We start from the raw sequence: 12,200 nt of genomic DNA, 5'->3' as shown, positions 1-12,200 counted from the left end.
CTTGTGCCGATGCGAAAAACACATCACAAACACATCAATGACACATCGTTTCCCGATCAAGGAAATCGCCAGACAGGCGGGGCTGGGACCGGCGACAATTGACCGCGTGCTGAACAACCGCGCCAATGTCAGCCCGCAGACCCGTAACCGCGTTGCCACCGCCTTGCGCGAATTAAAGGCGCAAGAAGCGCAGCTTGCCACGCGGGGCCGCAGCGTCATTCTGGATGTGATCGCCGAAGCGCCGCTGCGGTTTTGTCGTGAAATCCGGATCGCCGCGCAATCCGCCGCCAGCGCCATGCCGGGGGTCGCCGTGCGGCTGCGGTTCCAGCTGCAAGAAACCATGACCGAGGCCGAGATCTTGGCCGCTCTTGCGCGCATTGCAAAGGGGGGCAGCAACGGTATCTGCCTGAAGGCGCGCGACACGCCACTGCTGCGCGCGGCTATCGCAGACCTGGCCAGCGCGCGGATTCCGGTCTTTACGCTGGTCACCGACCTGCCCGGCAGCGCGCGGCACGGCTATTTCGGGCTGGACAATGCAGAGGCCGGGCGCACCGCCGCCCATCTGCTGGCGCAAAGCCTGCCCGATGACAGGGCCACGATCCTGACATCGCGCAGTCAGGATGCCTTTCGCGGAGAAACGGACCGCTTTACCGCGTTTCGTGATCTGATCACGGCGCTAAAACCCGCGGTGCAGATCATTGATGCGTCCGGCGGGGCAGGCATGACGGCATCGACCAGCGCGCAGCTGGACAAGATCCTGACCAGCCGCGTCCGCATTGATGGCGTCTATTCCATGGGTGGCGGCAATGCGGCTATCCTGCGGACCGTGGCGGCGCACGGCCAACAGCCCCGGGTTTTTGTTGCGCATGATCTTGATCGTGAAAATACGCAATTGTTGCGCCGTGGCGCGATTGGTTTCGTTTTGCACCACGACCTTGGACGCGACATGGCGACCTTGTTCGCAGCCGCTGTTGGCGGCAACAAGACCGCCAATCAGACAGCAAGCGCGTCCAGCGATTTGCAGATCATCACACCCTATAACTTGCCGCGCTTTGCGTAACGCCGTCATGGCATTGGTTCGCGCCGAAATGGCGCGCGATGCTGGGCCTGTCGCAGTTTGCCACTTGGCAATGACGCGCGGAGCGGTCAAACGACAAGCATGATGCGCCGCCCTCTTAAATATGCCTGGAACCAGTTTCGCTATGTGCCGTTGCTGTCCGTGCTGACGTGGTCGCGCGCACGGCGGTTTGACAAACGGTCCCGCGCGCTGGGTTCGGCCATCGGTTTCGTGATGCGCTGGTTTCCGCCCGCCCGCTGGCGGTTTGACCGTCAGGTTCTGCGCGTCTTTCCCGATATGGATCGCAAGGCGCGGGCAAAGCTGGGGCAGGCAATGGGCCGCGCCATGGGCCAGACCCTGTTCGAAATTTATCATTGTGCCGAATTCCAGTCGCGTCGGGACAAGTTTCACGCCGAAGGGCCGGGCCTTGAGGCGTTGGTTGCTGCGCGGGATGCGGGCAAGGGCGCGCTGATCGTCTCGGGCCATTTCGGACAATGGGAGGCCGTGCGCGCCGTGCTGAAGGCGCGCGGCATGGAAACCGGCGCGATCTATCGCCGCCAGCCCAACCCGCATTACCAGCGCCGCCTGCGCGCTGGCATCGAAGCGGGGGGTATGCCGATCCTTGAAACCGGGCGGACGGGGACGAAAGCCCTGATCCGGCACCTGCGGACCGGCGGCTTCATGGCGATCCTGCTGGACGAAAAACAAGGCGATGGCGTGGCGCTGCCGTTTCTGGACCATCCGGCGCTGACCTCGCTTGCGGCGGCGGAACTGGCGCTGAAATACGATCTGCCGATGGTACCGGCCTACGGATTGCGCCGCGCGGATGGCGAAAGTTTCGACGTGATCTTCGAGGCACCGATCCCGCATAGTGATCCGGTGACGATGACCCAGGCCTTCAACGACAGCCTGTCGGCACGGATTCGCGCGCGTCCAGATCAGTGGTACTGGATGCTGCGGCGGTGGGACAAACCGCGCGCATAGCCTGCGCCGCGCCGCCTGCCATAAGCGCGGGCGCAGCTTTTTCAGTTTCCCATAGATAAAGTTGGCATTTTCCTGCATCATCGCGGCAGCCAGACCGGCCAGGAACGAAATCAATGACATTCTCTGTCCCGAACATGAAATCATGTACGGATTGTCCGATCCGTTACAACGCGGTCTGTTCCAAATGCGAACCCGATGAAATCGAAATCTTGGAGCAGATTAAATATTACCGGTCCTTTGCGGCGGGGCAGACCGTGTTTTTCGCGGGCGATCTGCTGGAATTCGTCGGATCAATCGTGTCGGGTGTCGCCAGCCTGACGCGCACCCTGCCGGACGGGCGGGTCCAGATGGTCGGTCTGCTGTTGCCCGCCGATTTCATGGGACGCCCGAACCGCGAAACCATCGACACCGATATCGTCGCCGAAACCGACCTGATGCTGTGTTGTTTCCGGCGCAAGCCGTTTGAGAAACTGATTGAACAGACCCCGCATGTTGGCCAACGCCTGCTGGAAATGACGCTGGACGAATTGGATGCGGCGCGCGAATGGATGCTGGTCCTGGGCCGCAAGACCGCGCGTGAAAAGATCGCGTCGCTGCTTTACATGATCGCCACGCGGATGGTGAAGCTGACGCCCGGCGCGCCCGAGAAGATATCGTTCATCCTGCCGATCACCCGCGAGACGATGGCAAATTACCTCGGCCTGACGATTGAAACCGTCAGCCGCCAGATGACCGCGCTCAAGAAAGACGGCATCATCGCCTTTGACGACCGCCGCGATATCAAGGTGCCTGACATTGACGTGCTCAAGGCTGAAACCGGCGAGGATGTCTATTCCTGACGCGTCGGTCGGGGATCTGTCCGAGCTTGTCCTGAACTGCGGGGGGCGCGGGTGAACCTCGCCCTAGCGGGACATCAGGATGGGGCGGTCGGCCCGTTCCAGCAGGCTGCGGGTGGCGCCGCCGAAAACCGCTTCGCGCAGGCGCGAATGGCCATAGGCACCGCTGATGATCAGATGGGCGCCGACCTCGCGCGCGCGGCGCAGCAGGATTTCACCCACATGCGGTTCGGTCTTGGCCAGCACCGCGACCTCGGACCTTGTGCCGTGGCGCATCAGGTATTGCGCCATCGCACCACCTGGGTCGGACCTGTCGGCACCATGCATCGGCGGGTCGATGATACAGATATCGGCGACATCGGCCTGTTGCAGCAAGGGCAGGGCGGCGCGCGCGGCGGCCAGCGCCTCGGCTGCGTCGTTCCAGCCCATCACGATGTGGCCGCCCGCCGCTGGCGCCTTGCAGCCTTTGGGGATCATCAGCACGGGGCGTTCGGCGGCGAACAGGCACGCCTCGACCAAGGCTTCGGCATCGGGGTTGTCTTGATAGGGGCGGGGCAGCACCACCAGATCGGAAAACCGCAGCTTGCGTGCCAGATAAGGCGTCAGCGCAGGCCCCTGCACGGTGGCCGATTGCAGCGCCCAACGGACGGGTTCGCCCTGCATCCGGTCGTTCACCCAAGCGTCGAGCTTTTCGCGTTCGGCCATGGCATCGCGGGTCTGACGTTCGATCGTCATCGCCTCGGCGCCCATGAAGTAATTATGCGTCTCGCTGTGGCAGATGGTGACCACGAAAATTTCAAGATGTGCATCCATCCGCGCGGCCAGCGTGATTGCGGCATCAAGCCCTTCGGTCGATGCATCGCTATCCGTCAAGACAGTCGAAATGATCTTATATGCCATCGGTCTGGCCCTTCCCCGTCATAAGCCTTGTCAGGGAGCGATCGTTCGCGCGAACCGGCCCTTCCCCGATCCATGCCGTGTGGCGCGGTGTGATGCATTGATCCATGTCAAACGACGGGTTGATCCACATCAACGACCGCATCGGCGGACACCCGCATAACCCCATCATCGACAAAAGATCGGGCCGTGTTGTGGTGCGATGGACAAGGGGAATTCCATGGGGAATTATTTCAAGCTTGCGGCATTGGGGATCATCGCCCTTTTTGCAGCCATGGCGGCGAATTGGGGGCGTGACGCGGCCTATATCGTGCATGCCATCATCATTCTGGGCGTGTCCGGATTCATGTTCATCCGCGTTTTGCGCCAGATGGAACAACCAGCCATGGCCACGCCGACCGGCTATATGGACGATGTGGTCCGTGCCGGTGTGGTGGCGACGACGCTGTGGGGTGTTATCGGCTTTCTGGTCGGCGTGATCATCGCGTTCCAGCTGGCTTTTCCGCAGCTGAACTTTGAAATGCTGCAGCCCTATGGCAATTTCGGACGCTTGCGCCCGCTGCACACCTCTGCAGTGATTTTCGCCTTCGGGGGCAATGCGCTGATCATGTCGTCATTCTATATCGTGCAACGGACCTGCGGCGCGCGGCTTTGGGGCGGCAACCTCGCGTGGTTCGTGTTCTGGGGGTATAACCTGTTCATCGTTCTGGCGGCGACCGGCTATCTGCTGGGGGCGACGCAGTCCAAGGAATATGCCGAGCCTGAATGGTATACCGACATGTGGCTGACAGTGGTCTGGATCGCGTTTCTTGCTGTTTTCCTTGGCACTTTGTTCAAGCGGCAGGAACGGCATATCTATGTCGCCAACTGGTTCCTGCTGGCCTTTATCGTCACTGTGGCGATGCTGCATGTCGTTAACAACCTGAGCATCCCCGTCAGCATCTGGGGCAGCAAGTCCGTGCAGATCTTTTCGGGTGTGCAGGATGCCATGGTGCAGTGGTGGTACGGCCATAACGCGGTGGGCTTTTTCCTGACCGCCGGTTTTCTGGGGATGATGTATTATTTCGTCCCCAAACAGGCGGGCCGTCCGGTGTTCAGCTACAAGCTGTCGATCATCCACTTTTGGGCGCTGATCTTTCTGTATATCTGGGCGGGTCCGCACCATTTGCATTACACCGCGCTGCCGGATTGGGCATCAACGCTTGGGATGGTGTTTTCGATCATCCTGTGGATGCCCAGCTGGGGTGGTATGATCAACGGTCTGATGACCCTGCAAGGGGCGTGGGACAAGCTGCGCACCGATCCGATCATCCGGATGATGGTCATCTCATTGGCTTTCTACGGCATGTCCACGTTTGAGGGACCGATGATGTCGATCCGTGCGGTCAACAGCCTGTCGCATTACACCGACTGGACCATCGGGCATGTGCATTCTGGCGCGCTTGGCTGGAACGGCATGATCACCTTTGCCGCGCTGTATTTCCTGACACCGAAACTTTGGGGGCGCGCGCAGATGTATTCGATGTCGGCAATCAACTGGCACTTCTGGTTGGCCACGATTGGCATCATCCTTTACGCCGCGTCCATGTGGGTGACCGGCATCATGGAAGGCCTGATGTGGCGCGAAGTCGATGCCAACGGGTTCCTTGTGAACAGCTTTGCCGACACCGTTTCCGCCAAGTTGCCGATGTATATCGTGCGCGGTCTGGGCGGGGTTCTGTACCTCGCAGGTGGGATCATCATGGCCTGGAACATCTACATGACGATCCGGGGTGGCGTCAAAGTCACTGCCGCGCTCGGCGTGCCAGCAGAATAAAGGGGCAGAGCAATGTCTGAAACACCAACAACACCGACCAAAGGTTTCCTTGCCAAACATGCGATCCTTGAACGTTCGCCCACATTGCTGCTGGTCTCGTCGCTGGTCGTTGTGGCCATCGGCGGTCTGGTGGAAATCGTGCCGCTGTTCTATCTGGAAAACACCATCGAAAAAGTCGAAGGCGTGCGGCCCTATTCGCCGCTCGAACTGGCGGGGCGCGATGTCTACATCCGTGAGGGCTGTTATCTGTGCCACAGCCAGATGATCCGCCCGATGCGCGACGAGGTCGAACGTTACGGCCATTATTCGCTGGCGGCGGAATCGATGTATGACCATCCCTTCCAATGGGGGTCCAAACGCACTGGCCCCGATCTGGCCCGCGTGGGTGGCAAATATTCGGACGCCTGGCATCTGGACCACCTGATCGCGCCGCGCAGCGTGGTGCCGGAATCGATCATGCCGGGCTATGCCTATCTGCTCGATACTTACGTCAACGCGGACTACACCGCTGATCTGGTGCGCACGCACCGGATCGTCGGCGTGCCATATACCGAGGGCATGATCGCGGTCGCGGCCACCGATGTGCTGGCACAAGCGGACCCTGAAACCGATGCCTATGACGATCTGCTGGCACGCTACCCGGGCGCGCAAATCCGCAATTTCGACGGCCGCCCTGGCGTGTCGGAAATGGATGCGCTGATCGCCTATCTGCAAATGCTGGGCACGACGGTCGATTTTTCGACCTTCACCCCTGACGCCAGCCGGTAAGGAGACAGCGCATGGAAACGCCAACACTTTTGCAGCAAATCGCCGACAACTGGCTGCTGGTCTGGATGGGCACGTTTTTTATCGGCGTGATTCTCTGGGTGCTGCGGCCGGGCAGTCGCACGCAATATGCCGATACCGCCAACATCCCCTTCCGTAACGAGGACCGGCCCGCCCCGCGCAAAGATGCCGATGGCGTGGCCCGCGACACAAAGGAGCTGCAATCATGAGCAGCCATGACCACACGGACATCGACGACGTCACCGGCACGGATACCACTGGCCATAGCTGGGACGGGATCAAGGAATTGAATAACCCACTGCCGCGCTGGTGGCTGTGGACGTTCTATATCACCATTGTCTGGGGGGTGGGCTATACCATCGCCTTCCCCGCCTGGCCGCTGATCAGTTCTGCGACATCGGGTATGCTAGGCTATTCGACACGCGGAGAAGTCGCCCAAGACATCGCCCGTTTTGAACAAGCCAACAGCGCCATCATGGCGCAACTGGCCAGTGCCGATCTGGGCACGTTGGACCAGACCCCTGAATTGATGCGCTTTGCCACTTCGGCGGGTGCTGCGGTGTTCCGCAACAATTGTTCGCAATGCCACGGGTCCGGTGCGGCAGGGGCTGTGGGCTATCCCAACCTGTTGGATGACGATTGGCTGTGGGGCGGTGATTTCGAAAACATCGCCTACACGGTCCGTCACGGCATCCGCAACGAAGAAGACTGGGACGCGCGCTATTCCATGATGACCGCCTTTGACGAGATCCTGTCTAACGGTGAAATTGACGCTGTCGTAAACCATGTGCTGGCGATTTCAGGGCAAACCTATGACGCGACGCTGGCTGCTGCTGGCAGCGCATTGTTTCTGGACAATTGCGCCGCCTGTCACGGCGATGCAGGCACCGGCGACCGCAATCAAGGCGCGCCAAACCTGACCGACGCGATCTGGCTTTATGGCGGCGATCCTGAAACGCTGGAACAAACGATCCGCTATGCGCGGTTCGGCGTTATGCCGCCATGGAGCCCCCGTTTGTCAGAGGCGGAAATCCGTGCTGTCACGGCGTATGTCCACCAGCTGGGCGGCGGCGAATAAGGCTTCACACGGGTTTTGTCACCTGTTCGCGCATCGGCGAAACCCACCGTGAAGAGAAGGGCGTCTGGATGTCCGGACGCCTTTCTTTTACCCATCCCTTAATCGACAGCCGCGCGCCCAGCGGGGCAATGCGTCAGGCCTGCTGGGCCAGCCGCGCTTCTAACACGTCAAACGGCACGCCCGGTTCATCCTTGGCGCCACGGATCACCAGTGATGTTTTGACGGACGCCACATTGTCGGCGCTGGTCAATTCTTCCGTCAGAAACCGTTGAAAGCTGCGCAGATCAGGGGCCACGCATTTGAGGATGAAATCCACCTCGCCGTTGAGCATGTGGCATTCACGCACAAGCGGCCAGCTGATGCATTTGCGCTCGAATGCGGACAAATCCGCCTCGGCCTGACTGACCAGCCCGACCATGGCGAAAACCTGCACTTCGAACCCCAGTTCGCGCGCGTTGACATCGGCATGATACCCCGTGATGAACCCTTGTTCTTCCAGCGTACGCACGCGGCGCAGGCAGGGCGGCGCGGAAATGCCGACGCGGCTGGCCAGTTCGACATTGGTCATGCGGCCATCGGCCTGCAATTGCGCCAGAATCATCCGGTCAATTTCGTCGAGTTTCGTACCTGGCATCGGGTTCCCCATCAATTTTGCCGAATACTACGTTTTCTGTCACGGATGCGCAATAATATTTCACATTTCAGCAACAATAGAACGCGCTGTCTGGCCCTTCCAACCGGCGGGTCGGAGCGTTATATCAAAACAATATCCAGCAAGAGGTCTGCCATGTCTGCCACCCGTCATACCCGCGTTCTGATCATCGGCTCCGGTCCTGCGGGTTACACCGCGGGTGTCTATGCGGCGCGCGCCATGCTTGAACCCTTGCTGGTGCAGGGGATGGAACCAGGCGGGCAGCTGACCACCACGACCGAAGTCGAAAACTGGCCCGGCGACACCGAAGTCCAAGGCCCCGACCTGATGCTGCGGATGGAAGCCCATGCGCGCGCCATGGGCTGCGAGATCGTGCAGGACATCATCACATCGCTTGATCTGCAAAACCGCCCCTTTACCGCGCAATCCGACAGCGGCACGGTGTATACCGCCGATGCGGTGATCCTGTCCACCGGCGCGCGCGCCAAATGGCTGGGCCTGCCGACCGAGGACAAGTTCAAGGGTTTTGGCGTCAGCGCCTGTGCCACCTGTGACGGGTTTTTCTATCGCGGGCAGGAAATCGTCGTCGTTGGCGGCGGCAACACCGCTGTGGAAGAGGCGCTGTTCCTGACCAATTTCGCCTCCAAGGTGACGCTGATCCATCGCCGCGACGAATTGCGTGCAGAAAAGATTCTGCAACAGCGGTTGGAGAACAACCCAAAGATCGAAACGCTCTGGTTTCACGAGGTTGAAGAAGTGTTCGGCACCGACAGCCCCTTGGGTGTTGAAGGTATCCGCGTGCGCGATGTGCGCAATGGTGCCATCAGTGAAATTGCGGCCAAGGGCGTGTTTATCGCCATCGGCCATGCGCCTGCGTCCGAACTGGTCCAGGGGCAGCTTGAGACGCATAACGGCGGTTATGTCGTGGTCGAGCCCGGCACCACGCGCACCGCGATCCCCGGTGTGTTCGCCGCCGGCGATCTGACCGATCACGTTTACCGGCAGGCGGTGACCAGCTCTGGCATGGGGTGCATGGCGGCGCTGGATGCCGAAAGGTTTCTGGCTGCCGCGCATGACATGCAGGACATCAAAGCGGCGGAATGACCGGCCAGACATGCTGGCCTGCGGCACCACAGGGCTGATCTGTTCGCGCATCGCGTGGCAGATCGCTCCAGCGTCCCGTTCCTGCCGCACGGGGCGGAAAAGCAGTCTTTTCGGCGCGGATTACTAGACAACGGCGCATCGCGGAGTCTATGCCACGGCAACGGTAACCAGCGATGTCAGTGAAAATTATGCCACCAGATTTGGCCCCAATCCCCGAACTCTATGTCTCTTACGAGAGCGCCCAGAAACTCAAGGCAGAGGCGGGCGATCTTGTCAGTCACGACCTGACGCCGCGCCAGATCTGCGATCTGGAATTGTTGATGAACGGCGGGTTCAACCCGTTGAAAGGGTTTCTGTCCGAGGCGGATTACACCAGTGTTGTTGACACGATGCGCCTTGCTGATGGCGCGCTGTGGCCAATGCCGGTCACGCTCGATGTCAGCGAAGGCTTTGCCGACAAGGTGACGATCGGGCAGGACATCGCGCTGCGCGATCAGGAAGGTGTGATCCTTGCGACCATGACCGTCACCGACAAATGGGTGCCGAACAAAGCGCACGAGGCCGAAAAGGTCTATGGCGCCGACGATAGCGCCCATCCGGCGGTGAATTATTTGCACAACACAGCGGGCGGCGTCTATCTGGGCGGGCCGGTCACCGGCATCCAGCAGCCGGTGCATTACGATTTCCGTGGTCGGCGTGATACGCCCAACGAATTGCGCGCATTGTTTCGCAAACTGGGCTGGCGCAAGGTCGTGGCATTCCAGACCCGCAACCCTTTGCACCGCGCGCATCAGGAACTGACCTTCCGTGCCGCGCGCGAAGCACAAGCGAATCTGTTGATCCACCCCGTGGTCGGGATGACAAAACCGGGCGATATCGACCATTTCACCCGCGTGCGCTGTTACGAGGCGGTGCTGGACCAATATCCATCCGCCACCACCACGATGAGCCTTTTGAACCTTGCCATGCGCATGGCTGGCCCGCGCGAGGCGGTCTGGCACGGGCTGATCCGCAAGAACCACGGTTGCACACATTTCATCGTCGGCCGCGACCATGCCGGACCGGGCAAGAATTCTGCCGGTCAGGATTTCTATGGCCCCTATGACGCGCAGGACCTGTTCCGCGAACATCAGGACGAAATGGGCATCGAAATGGTCGATTTCAAACAGATGGTCTATGTGCAGGACCGCGCCCAATACGAACCCGCTGACGAGATTGCAGACAAGGACAAGGTGACGATCCTTGATATTTCCGGCACCGAATTGCGCCGCCGTCTGGCCGAAGGGCTGGAAATCCCCGAATGGTTTTCTTTTCCGCAGGTCGTCGCAGAACTGCGCAAAAGCCGCCCCGCGCGGGCGAAACAGGGTTTCACCGTGTTTTTCACCGGCTTTTCGGGGTCGGGCAAATCCACCATCGCCAATGCGCTGATGGTCAAGCTGATGGAAATAGGCGGACGTCCGGTGACCTTGCTGGATGGCGATATCGTACGCAAGAACCTGTCGTCGGAACTGGGGTTCAGCAAGGAACATCGCGACCTGAACATCCGGCGCATCGGTTATGTCGCGTCAGAGATCACCAAGAATGGCGGCATCGCGATTTGCGCACCGATCGCGCCCTATGCCACGACCCGTCGCGCCGTGCGCGAGGATGTCGAACAATTCGGCGCCTTCATAGAAGTCCATGTCGCCACATCCATTGAGGAATGCGAACGGCGCGACCGCAAGGGGCTGTACAAGCTCGCGCGCGCCGGCAAGATCGCGGAATTCACTGGTATTTCCGACCCCTATGATGTGCCTGACCATCCAGAACTGCGGCTGGATACCGAAAACCAAAGCGTTGACGGTTGCGCGCATCAGGTGCTGCTCAAGCTCGAAAGCCTTGGGCTGATCAAGGGCTGAAGCGTGGCGTGGCCTGCATCATGATGCAGGCCACAGGCGGCTGCGCTGGTCTGCGCGCCTTAATGCACCGTCACTGGATGCATGTGGTTTTCGCGCGCCAGATGAAACGCCAGCTTGCGGTCTGCAACCAGCGCCAGTTGCTCGCCCTTGGTGTTGTGGACGGCGAACACCTCGCGCAGGTCGCCGATTTCGGCGCGCACCTCGTCGGGCAGATCGGCTGTCAGCACGGGTTTGACATAGACGATATCCTGCCCCAGCGTTTTCAAATCGTATTTCATGTTCATGGCCTAGCCTTTCCTGATCTTGATCGTCTGGACCACGCGGTCGGGAACCGACCGTGTCAGATCGACATGCAGCAGGCCATTTTCCATCACCGCCTCGCCGACATCGACACCGTCGGCCAGCACGAATGACCGCTGGAACTGCCGCGCAGCGATTCCGCGATGCAGATAGATGCGCCCTTCGCTGTCGTCGCGCTGGCGGCCCCGGATCACCAGTGAATTATCCTCGACCGTGATCGCCAGATCGCTTTCGGCGAAACCGGCCACGGCCAGGGTGATCCGGTAGGATGTGGCACAGGTTTGTTCGATATTATAAGGCGGATACCCGTCATTGCCGGTTTTCGCGGTGCGTTCGACCAGCCGTTCCAGCTGTTCAAAGCCCAAAAGGAACGGATGGGTTCCCAAAGCCATTTTCGTCATAAGACATGCCCTTCGTTCAAGCGACTGTCGGTATGGCCCCGCGTGCGGCGGCCTGATTGAAATATGGGTGCCGATCATGACCTGATCAAGAGGAAGTATTAGTATGTTGGCCCGACTTTGGTTATCTAGGGGCATCAGCTGCGGGATGATGCGGATCAATGACCACCTTTGCCAAGATGGATGAAATCGACGTTTTGCGCGTCAAGCTGGAAATGCTCAAGCGCCAGCACCGCGATCTTGATTCCGCGATAGACGCGCTGCATGACCGTGCATCGACCGACATGTTGACGATCAAGCGGCTGAAAAAGCAAAAACTCGCGCTCAAGGACCAGATCGTCGTGCTGGAAGACCGTATTCTCCCCGATATCATCGCCTGATCGCCCGTTGCGGT

General features: G+C 60.1%; 14 protein-coding genes. 10 read left to right on the top strand and 4 right to left on the bottom strand.

The window, feature by feature from the left end; all coding sequences use genetic code 11:
• Positions 1-37 precede the first annotated feature (37 nt).
• The 3 genes from SKA53_RS08450 (at position 38) to fnrL (ending at position 2,880) form a co-directional block, all read left to right on the top strand.
• A complete protein-coding gene (locus SKA53_RS08450) occupies positions 38-1,060 on the top strand; it encodes a LacI family DNA-binding transcriptional regulator (protein ID WP_007205705.1) in 1,023 nt (340 codons plus the stop codon).
• A gap of 99 nt (positions 1,061-1,159) precedes the next feature.
• Complete coding sequence (locus SKA53_RS08445; RefSeq protein ID WP_007205704.1) at positions 1,160-2,041, top strand: lysophospholipid acyltransferase family protein; 882 nt, start codon at positions 1,160-1,162, stop codon at positions 2,039-2,041.
• A 113-nt stretch (positions 2,042-2,154) separates the two neighbouring features.
• Positions 2,155-2,880, top strand: coding sequence for a transcriptional regulator FnrL (gene fnrL / locus SKA53_RS08440; protein WP_007205703.1), 726 nt, complete (start codon positions 2,155-2,157; stop codon positions 2,878-2,880).
• A 63-nt stretch (positions 2,881-2,943) separates the two neighbouring features.
• Here fnrL and SKA53_RS08435 read toward each other — a convergent pair whose 3' ends face one another.
• Positions 2,944-3,777: a universal stress protein gene (locus SKA53_RS08435; protein WP_007205702.1), complete on the bottom strand. Its 834-nt coding sequence runs from the start codon at positions 3,775-3,777 to the stop codon at positions 2,944-2,946.
• A gap of 217 nt (positions 3,778-3,994) precedes the next feature.
• On the opposite strand from SKA53_RS08435, the gene ccoN reads away from it, so the two are divergent.
• From ccoN to ccoP, 4 genes are read left to right on the top strand one after another with little or no spacing between them, the layout of a single operon-like run.
• Positions 3,995-5,590 (top strand): cytochrome-c oxidase, cbb3-type subunit I, encoded by a 1,596-nt coding sequence (gene ccoN, locus SKA53_RS08430; RefSeq protein WP_040482872.1) that lies wholly within the window; start codon positions 3,995-3,997, stop codon positions 5,588-5,590.
• Between the two features lie 12 nt (positions 5,591-5,602).
• The gene (ccoO, locus tag SKA53_RS08425) at positions 5,603-6,358 is read left to right on the top strand and encodes a cytochrome-c oxidase, cbb3-type subunit II (protein ID WP_007205699.1); all 756 of its coding nucleotides are present in this window, start codon (positions 5,603-5,605) and stop codon (positions 6,356-6,358) included.
• A gap of 11 nt (positions 6,359-6,369) precedes the next feature.
• Entirely contained in the window at positions 6,370-6,585 is a 216-nt protein-coding gene (locus tag SKA53_RS08420) for a cbb3-type cytochrome oxidase subunit 3 (protein WP_007205698.1), read from the top strand.
• A complete protein-coding gene (gene ccoP, locus SKA53_RS08415; protein ID WP_007205697.1) occupies positions 6,582-7,454 on the top strand; it encodes a cytochrome-c oxidase, cbb3-type subunit III in 873 nt (290 codons plus the stop codon). Before SKA53_RS08420 ends, ccoP begins: the two co-directional genes overlap by 4 nt.
• Positions 7,455-7,587: 133 nt before the next feature.
• On the opposite strand, the gene SKA53_RS08410 is transcribed toward ccoP, so the two are convergent.
• A complete protein-coding gene (locus SKA53_RS08410; RefSeq protein WP_040483226.1) occupies positions 7,588-8,088 on the bottom strand; it encodes an Lrp/AsnC family transcriptional regulator in 501 nt (166 codons plus the stop codon).
• Between the two features lie 153 nt (positions 8,089-8,241).
• Between SKA53_RS08410 and trxB the strand changes: the two genes are divergently transcribed.
• Entirely contained in the window at positions 8,242-9,210 is a 969-nt protein-coding gene (gene trxB / locus SKA53_RS08405; RefSeq protein WP_040482871.1) for a thioredoxin-disulfide reductase, read from the top strand.
• A 173-nt stretch (positions 9,211-9,383) separates the two neighbouring features.
• The gene (locus SKA53_RS08400) at positions 9,384-11,108 is read left to right on the top strand and encodes a bifunctional sulfate adenylyltransferase/adenylylsulfate kinase (protein ID WP_242601253.1); all 1,725 of its coding nucleotides are present in this window, start codon (positions 9,384-9,386) and stop codon (positions 11,106-11,108) included.
• Between the two features lie 59 nt (positions 11,109-11,167).
• On the opposite strand, the gene SKA53_RS08395 is transcribed toward SKA53_RS08400, so the two are convergent.
• Both SKA53_RS08395 and SKA53_RS08390 read right to left on the bottom strand, forming a co-directional pair.
• Positions 11,168-11,392: a DUF1150 family protein gene (locus SKA53_RS08395; RefSeq protein ID WP_007205693.1), complete on the bottom strand. Its 225-nt coding sequence runs from the start codon at positions 11,390-11,392 to the stop codon at positions 11,168-11,170.
• Between the two features lie 3 nt (positions 11,393-11,395).
• Positions 11,396-11,809, bottom strand: a complete 414-nt coding sequence (locus tag SKA53_RS08390; RefSeq protein ID WP_007205692.1) for an Hsp20 family protein — start codon at positions 11,807-11,809, stop codon at positions 11,396-11,398.
• 158 nt (positions 11,810-11,967) lie between these two features.
• On the opposite strand from SKA53_RS08390, the gene SKA53_RS08385 reads away from it, so the two are divergent.
• A complete protein-coding gene (locus tag SKA53_RS08385) occupies positions 11,968-12,186 on the top strand; it encodes a YdcH family protein (protein ID WP_007205691.1) in 219 nt (72 codons plus the stop codon).
• Positions 12,187-12,200 lie beyond the last annotated feature (14 nt).

The sequence above is a fragment of the Yoonia vestfoldensis SKA53 genome (assembly GCF_000152785.1).
GTDB classification, from domain to species: Bacteria; Pseudomonadota; Alphaproteobacteria; order Rhodobacterales; family Rhodobacteraceae; genus Yoonia; species Yoonia vestfoldensis_A.
Note: the sequence above shows the minus strand (reverse complement) of the source record. Positions and strands in the feature narration are given on the sequence as shown.

What these genes read in the sequence shown, in the direction of transcription:
- SKA53_RS08450 (WP_007205705.1), top strand. Translation starts at nt 38, where the DNA reads ATGACACATCGTTTCCCGATCAAGGAAATCGCCAGACAGGCGGGGCTG.
- SKA53_RS08445 (WP_007205704.1), top strand. Translation starts at nt 1,160, where the DNA reads ATGATGCGCCGCCCTCTTAAATATGCCTGGAACCAGTTTCGCTATGTG.
- fnrL (WP_007205703.1), top strand. Translation starts at nt 2,155, where the DNA reads ATGACATTCTCTGTCCCGAACATGAAATCATGTACGGATTGTCCGATC.
- SKA53_RS08435 (WP_007205702.1), bottom strand. Translation starts at nt 3,777, where the DNA reads ATGGCATATAAGATCATTTCGACTGTCTTGACGGATAGCGATGCATCG.
- ccoN (WP_040482872.1), top strand. Translation starts at nt 3,995, where the DNA reads ATGGGGAATTATTTCAAGCTTGCGGCATTGGGGATCATCGCCCTTTTT.
- ccoO (WP_007205699.1), top strand. Translation starts at nt 5,603, where the DNA reads ATGTCTGAAACACCAACAACACCGACCAAAGGTTTCCTTGCCAAACAT.
- SKA53_RS08420 (WP_007205698.1), top strand. Translation starts at nt 6,370, where the DNA reads ATGGAAACGCCAACACTTTTGCAGCAAATCGCCGACAACTGGCTGCTG.
- ccoP (WP_007205697.1), top strand. Translation starts at nt 6,582, where the DNA reads ATGAGCAGCCATGACCACACGGACATCGACGACGTCACCGGCACGGAT.
- SKA53_RS08410 (WP_040483226.1), bottom strand. Translation starts at nt 8,088, where the DNA reads ATGCCAGGTACGAAACTCGACGAAATTGACCGGATGATTCTGGCGCAA.
- trxB (WP_040482871.1), top strand. Translation starts at nt 8,242, where the DNA reads ATGTCTGCCACCCGTCATACCCGCGTTCTGATCATCGGCTCCGGTCCT.
- SKA53_RS08400 (WP_242601253.1), top strand. Translation starts at nt 9,384, where the DNA reads ATGTCAGTGAAAATTATGCCACCAGATTTGGCCCCAATCCCCGAACTC.
- SKA53_RS08395 (WP_007205693.1), bottom strand. Translation starts at nt 11,392, where the DNA reads ATGAACATGAAATACGATTTGAAAACGCTGGGGCAGGATATCGTCTAT.
- SKA53_RS08390 (WP_007205692.1), bottom strand. Translation starts at nt 11,809, where the DNA reads ATGACGAAAATGGCTTTGGGAACCCATCCGTTCCTTTTGGGCTTTGAA.
- SKA53_RS08385 (WP_007205691.1), top strand. Translation starts at nt 11,968, where the DNA reads ATGACCACCTTTGCCAAGATGGATGAAATCGACGTTTTGCGCGTCAAG.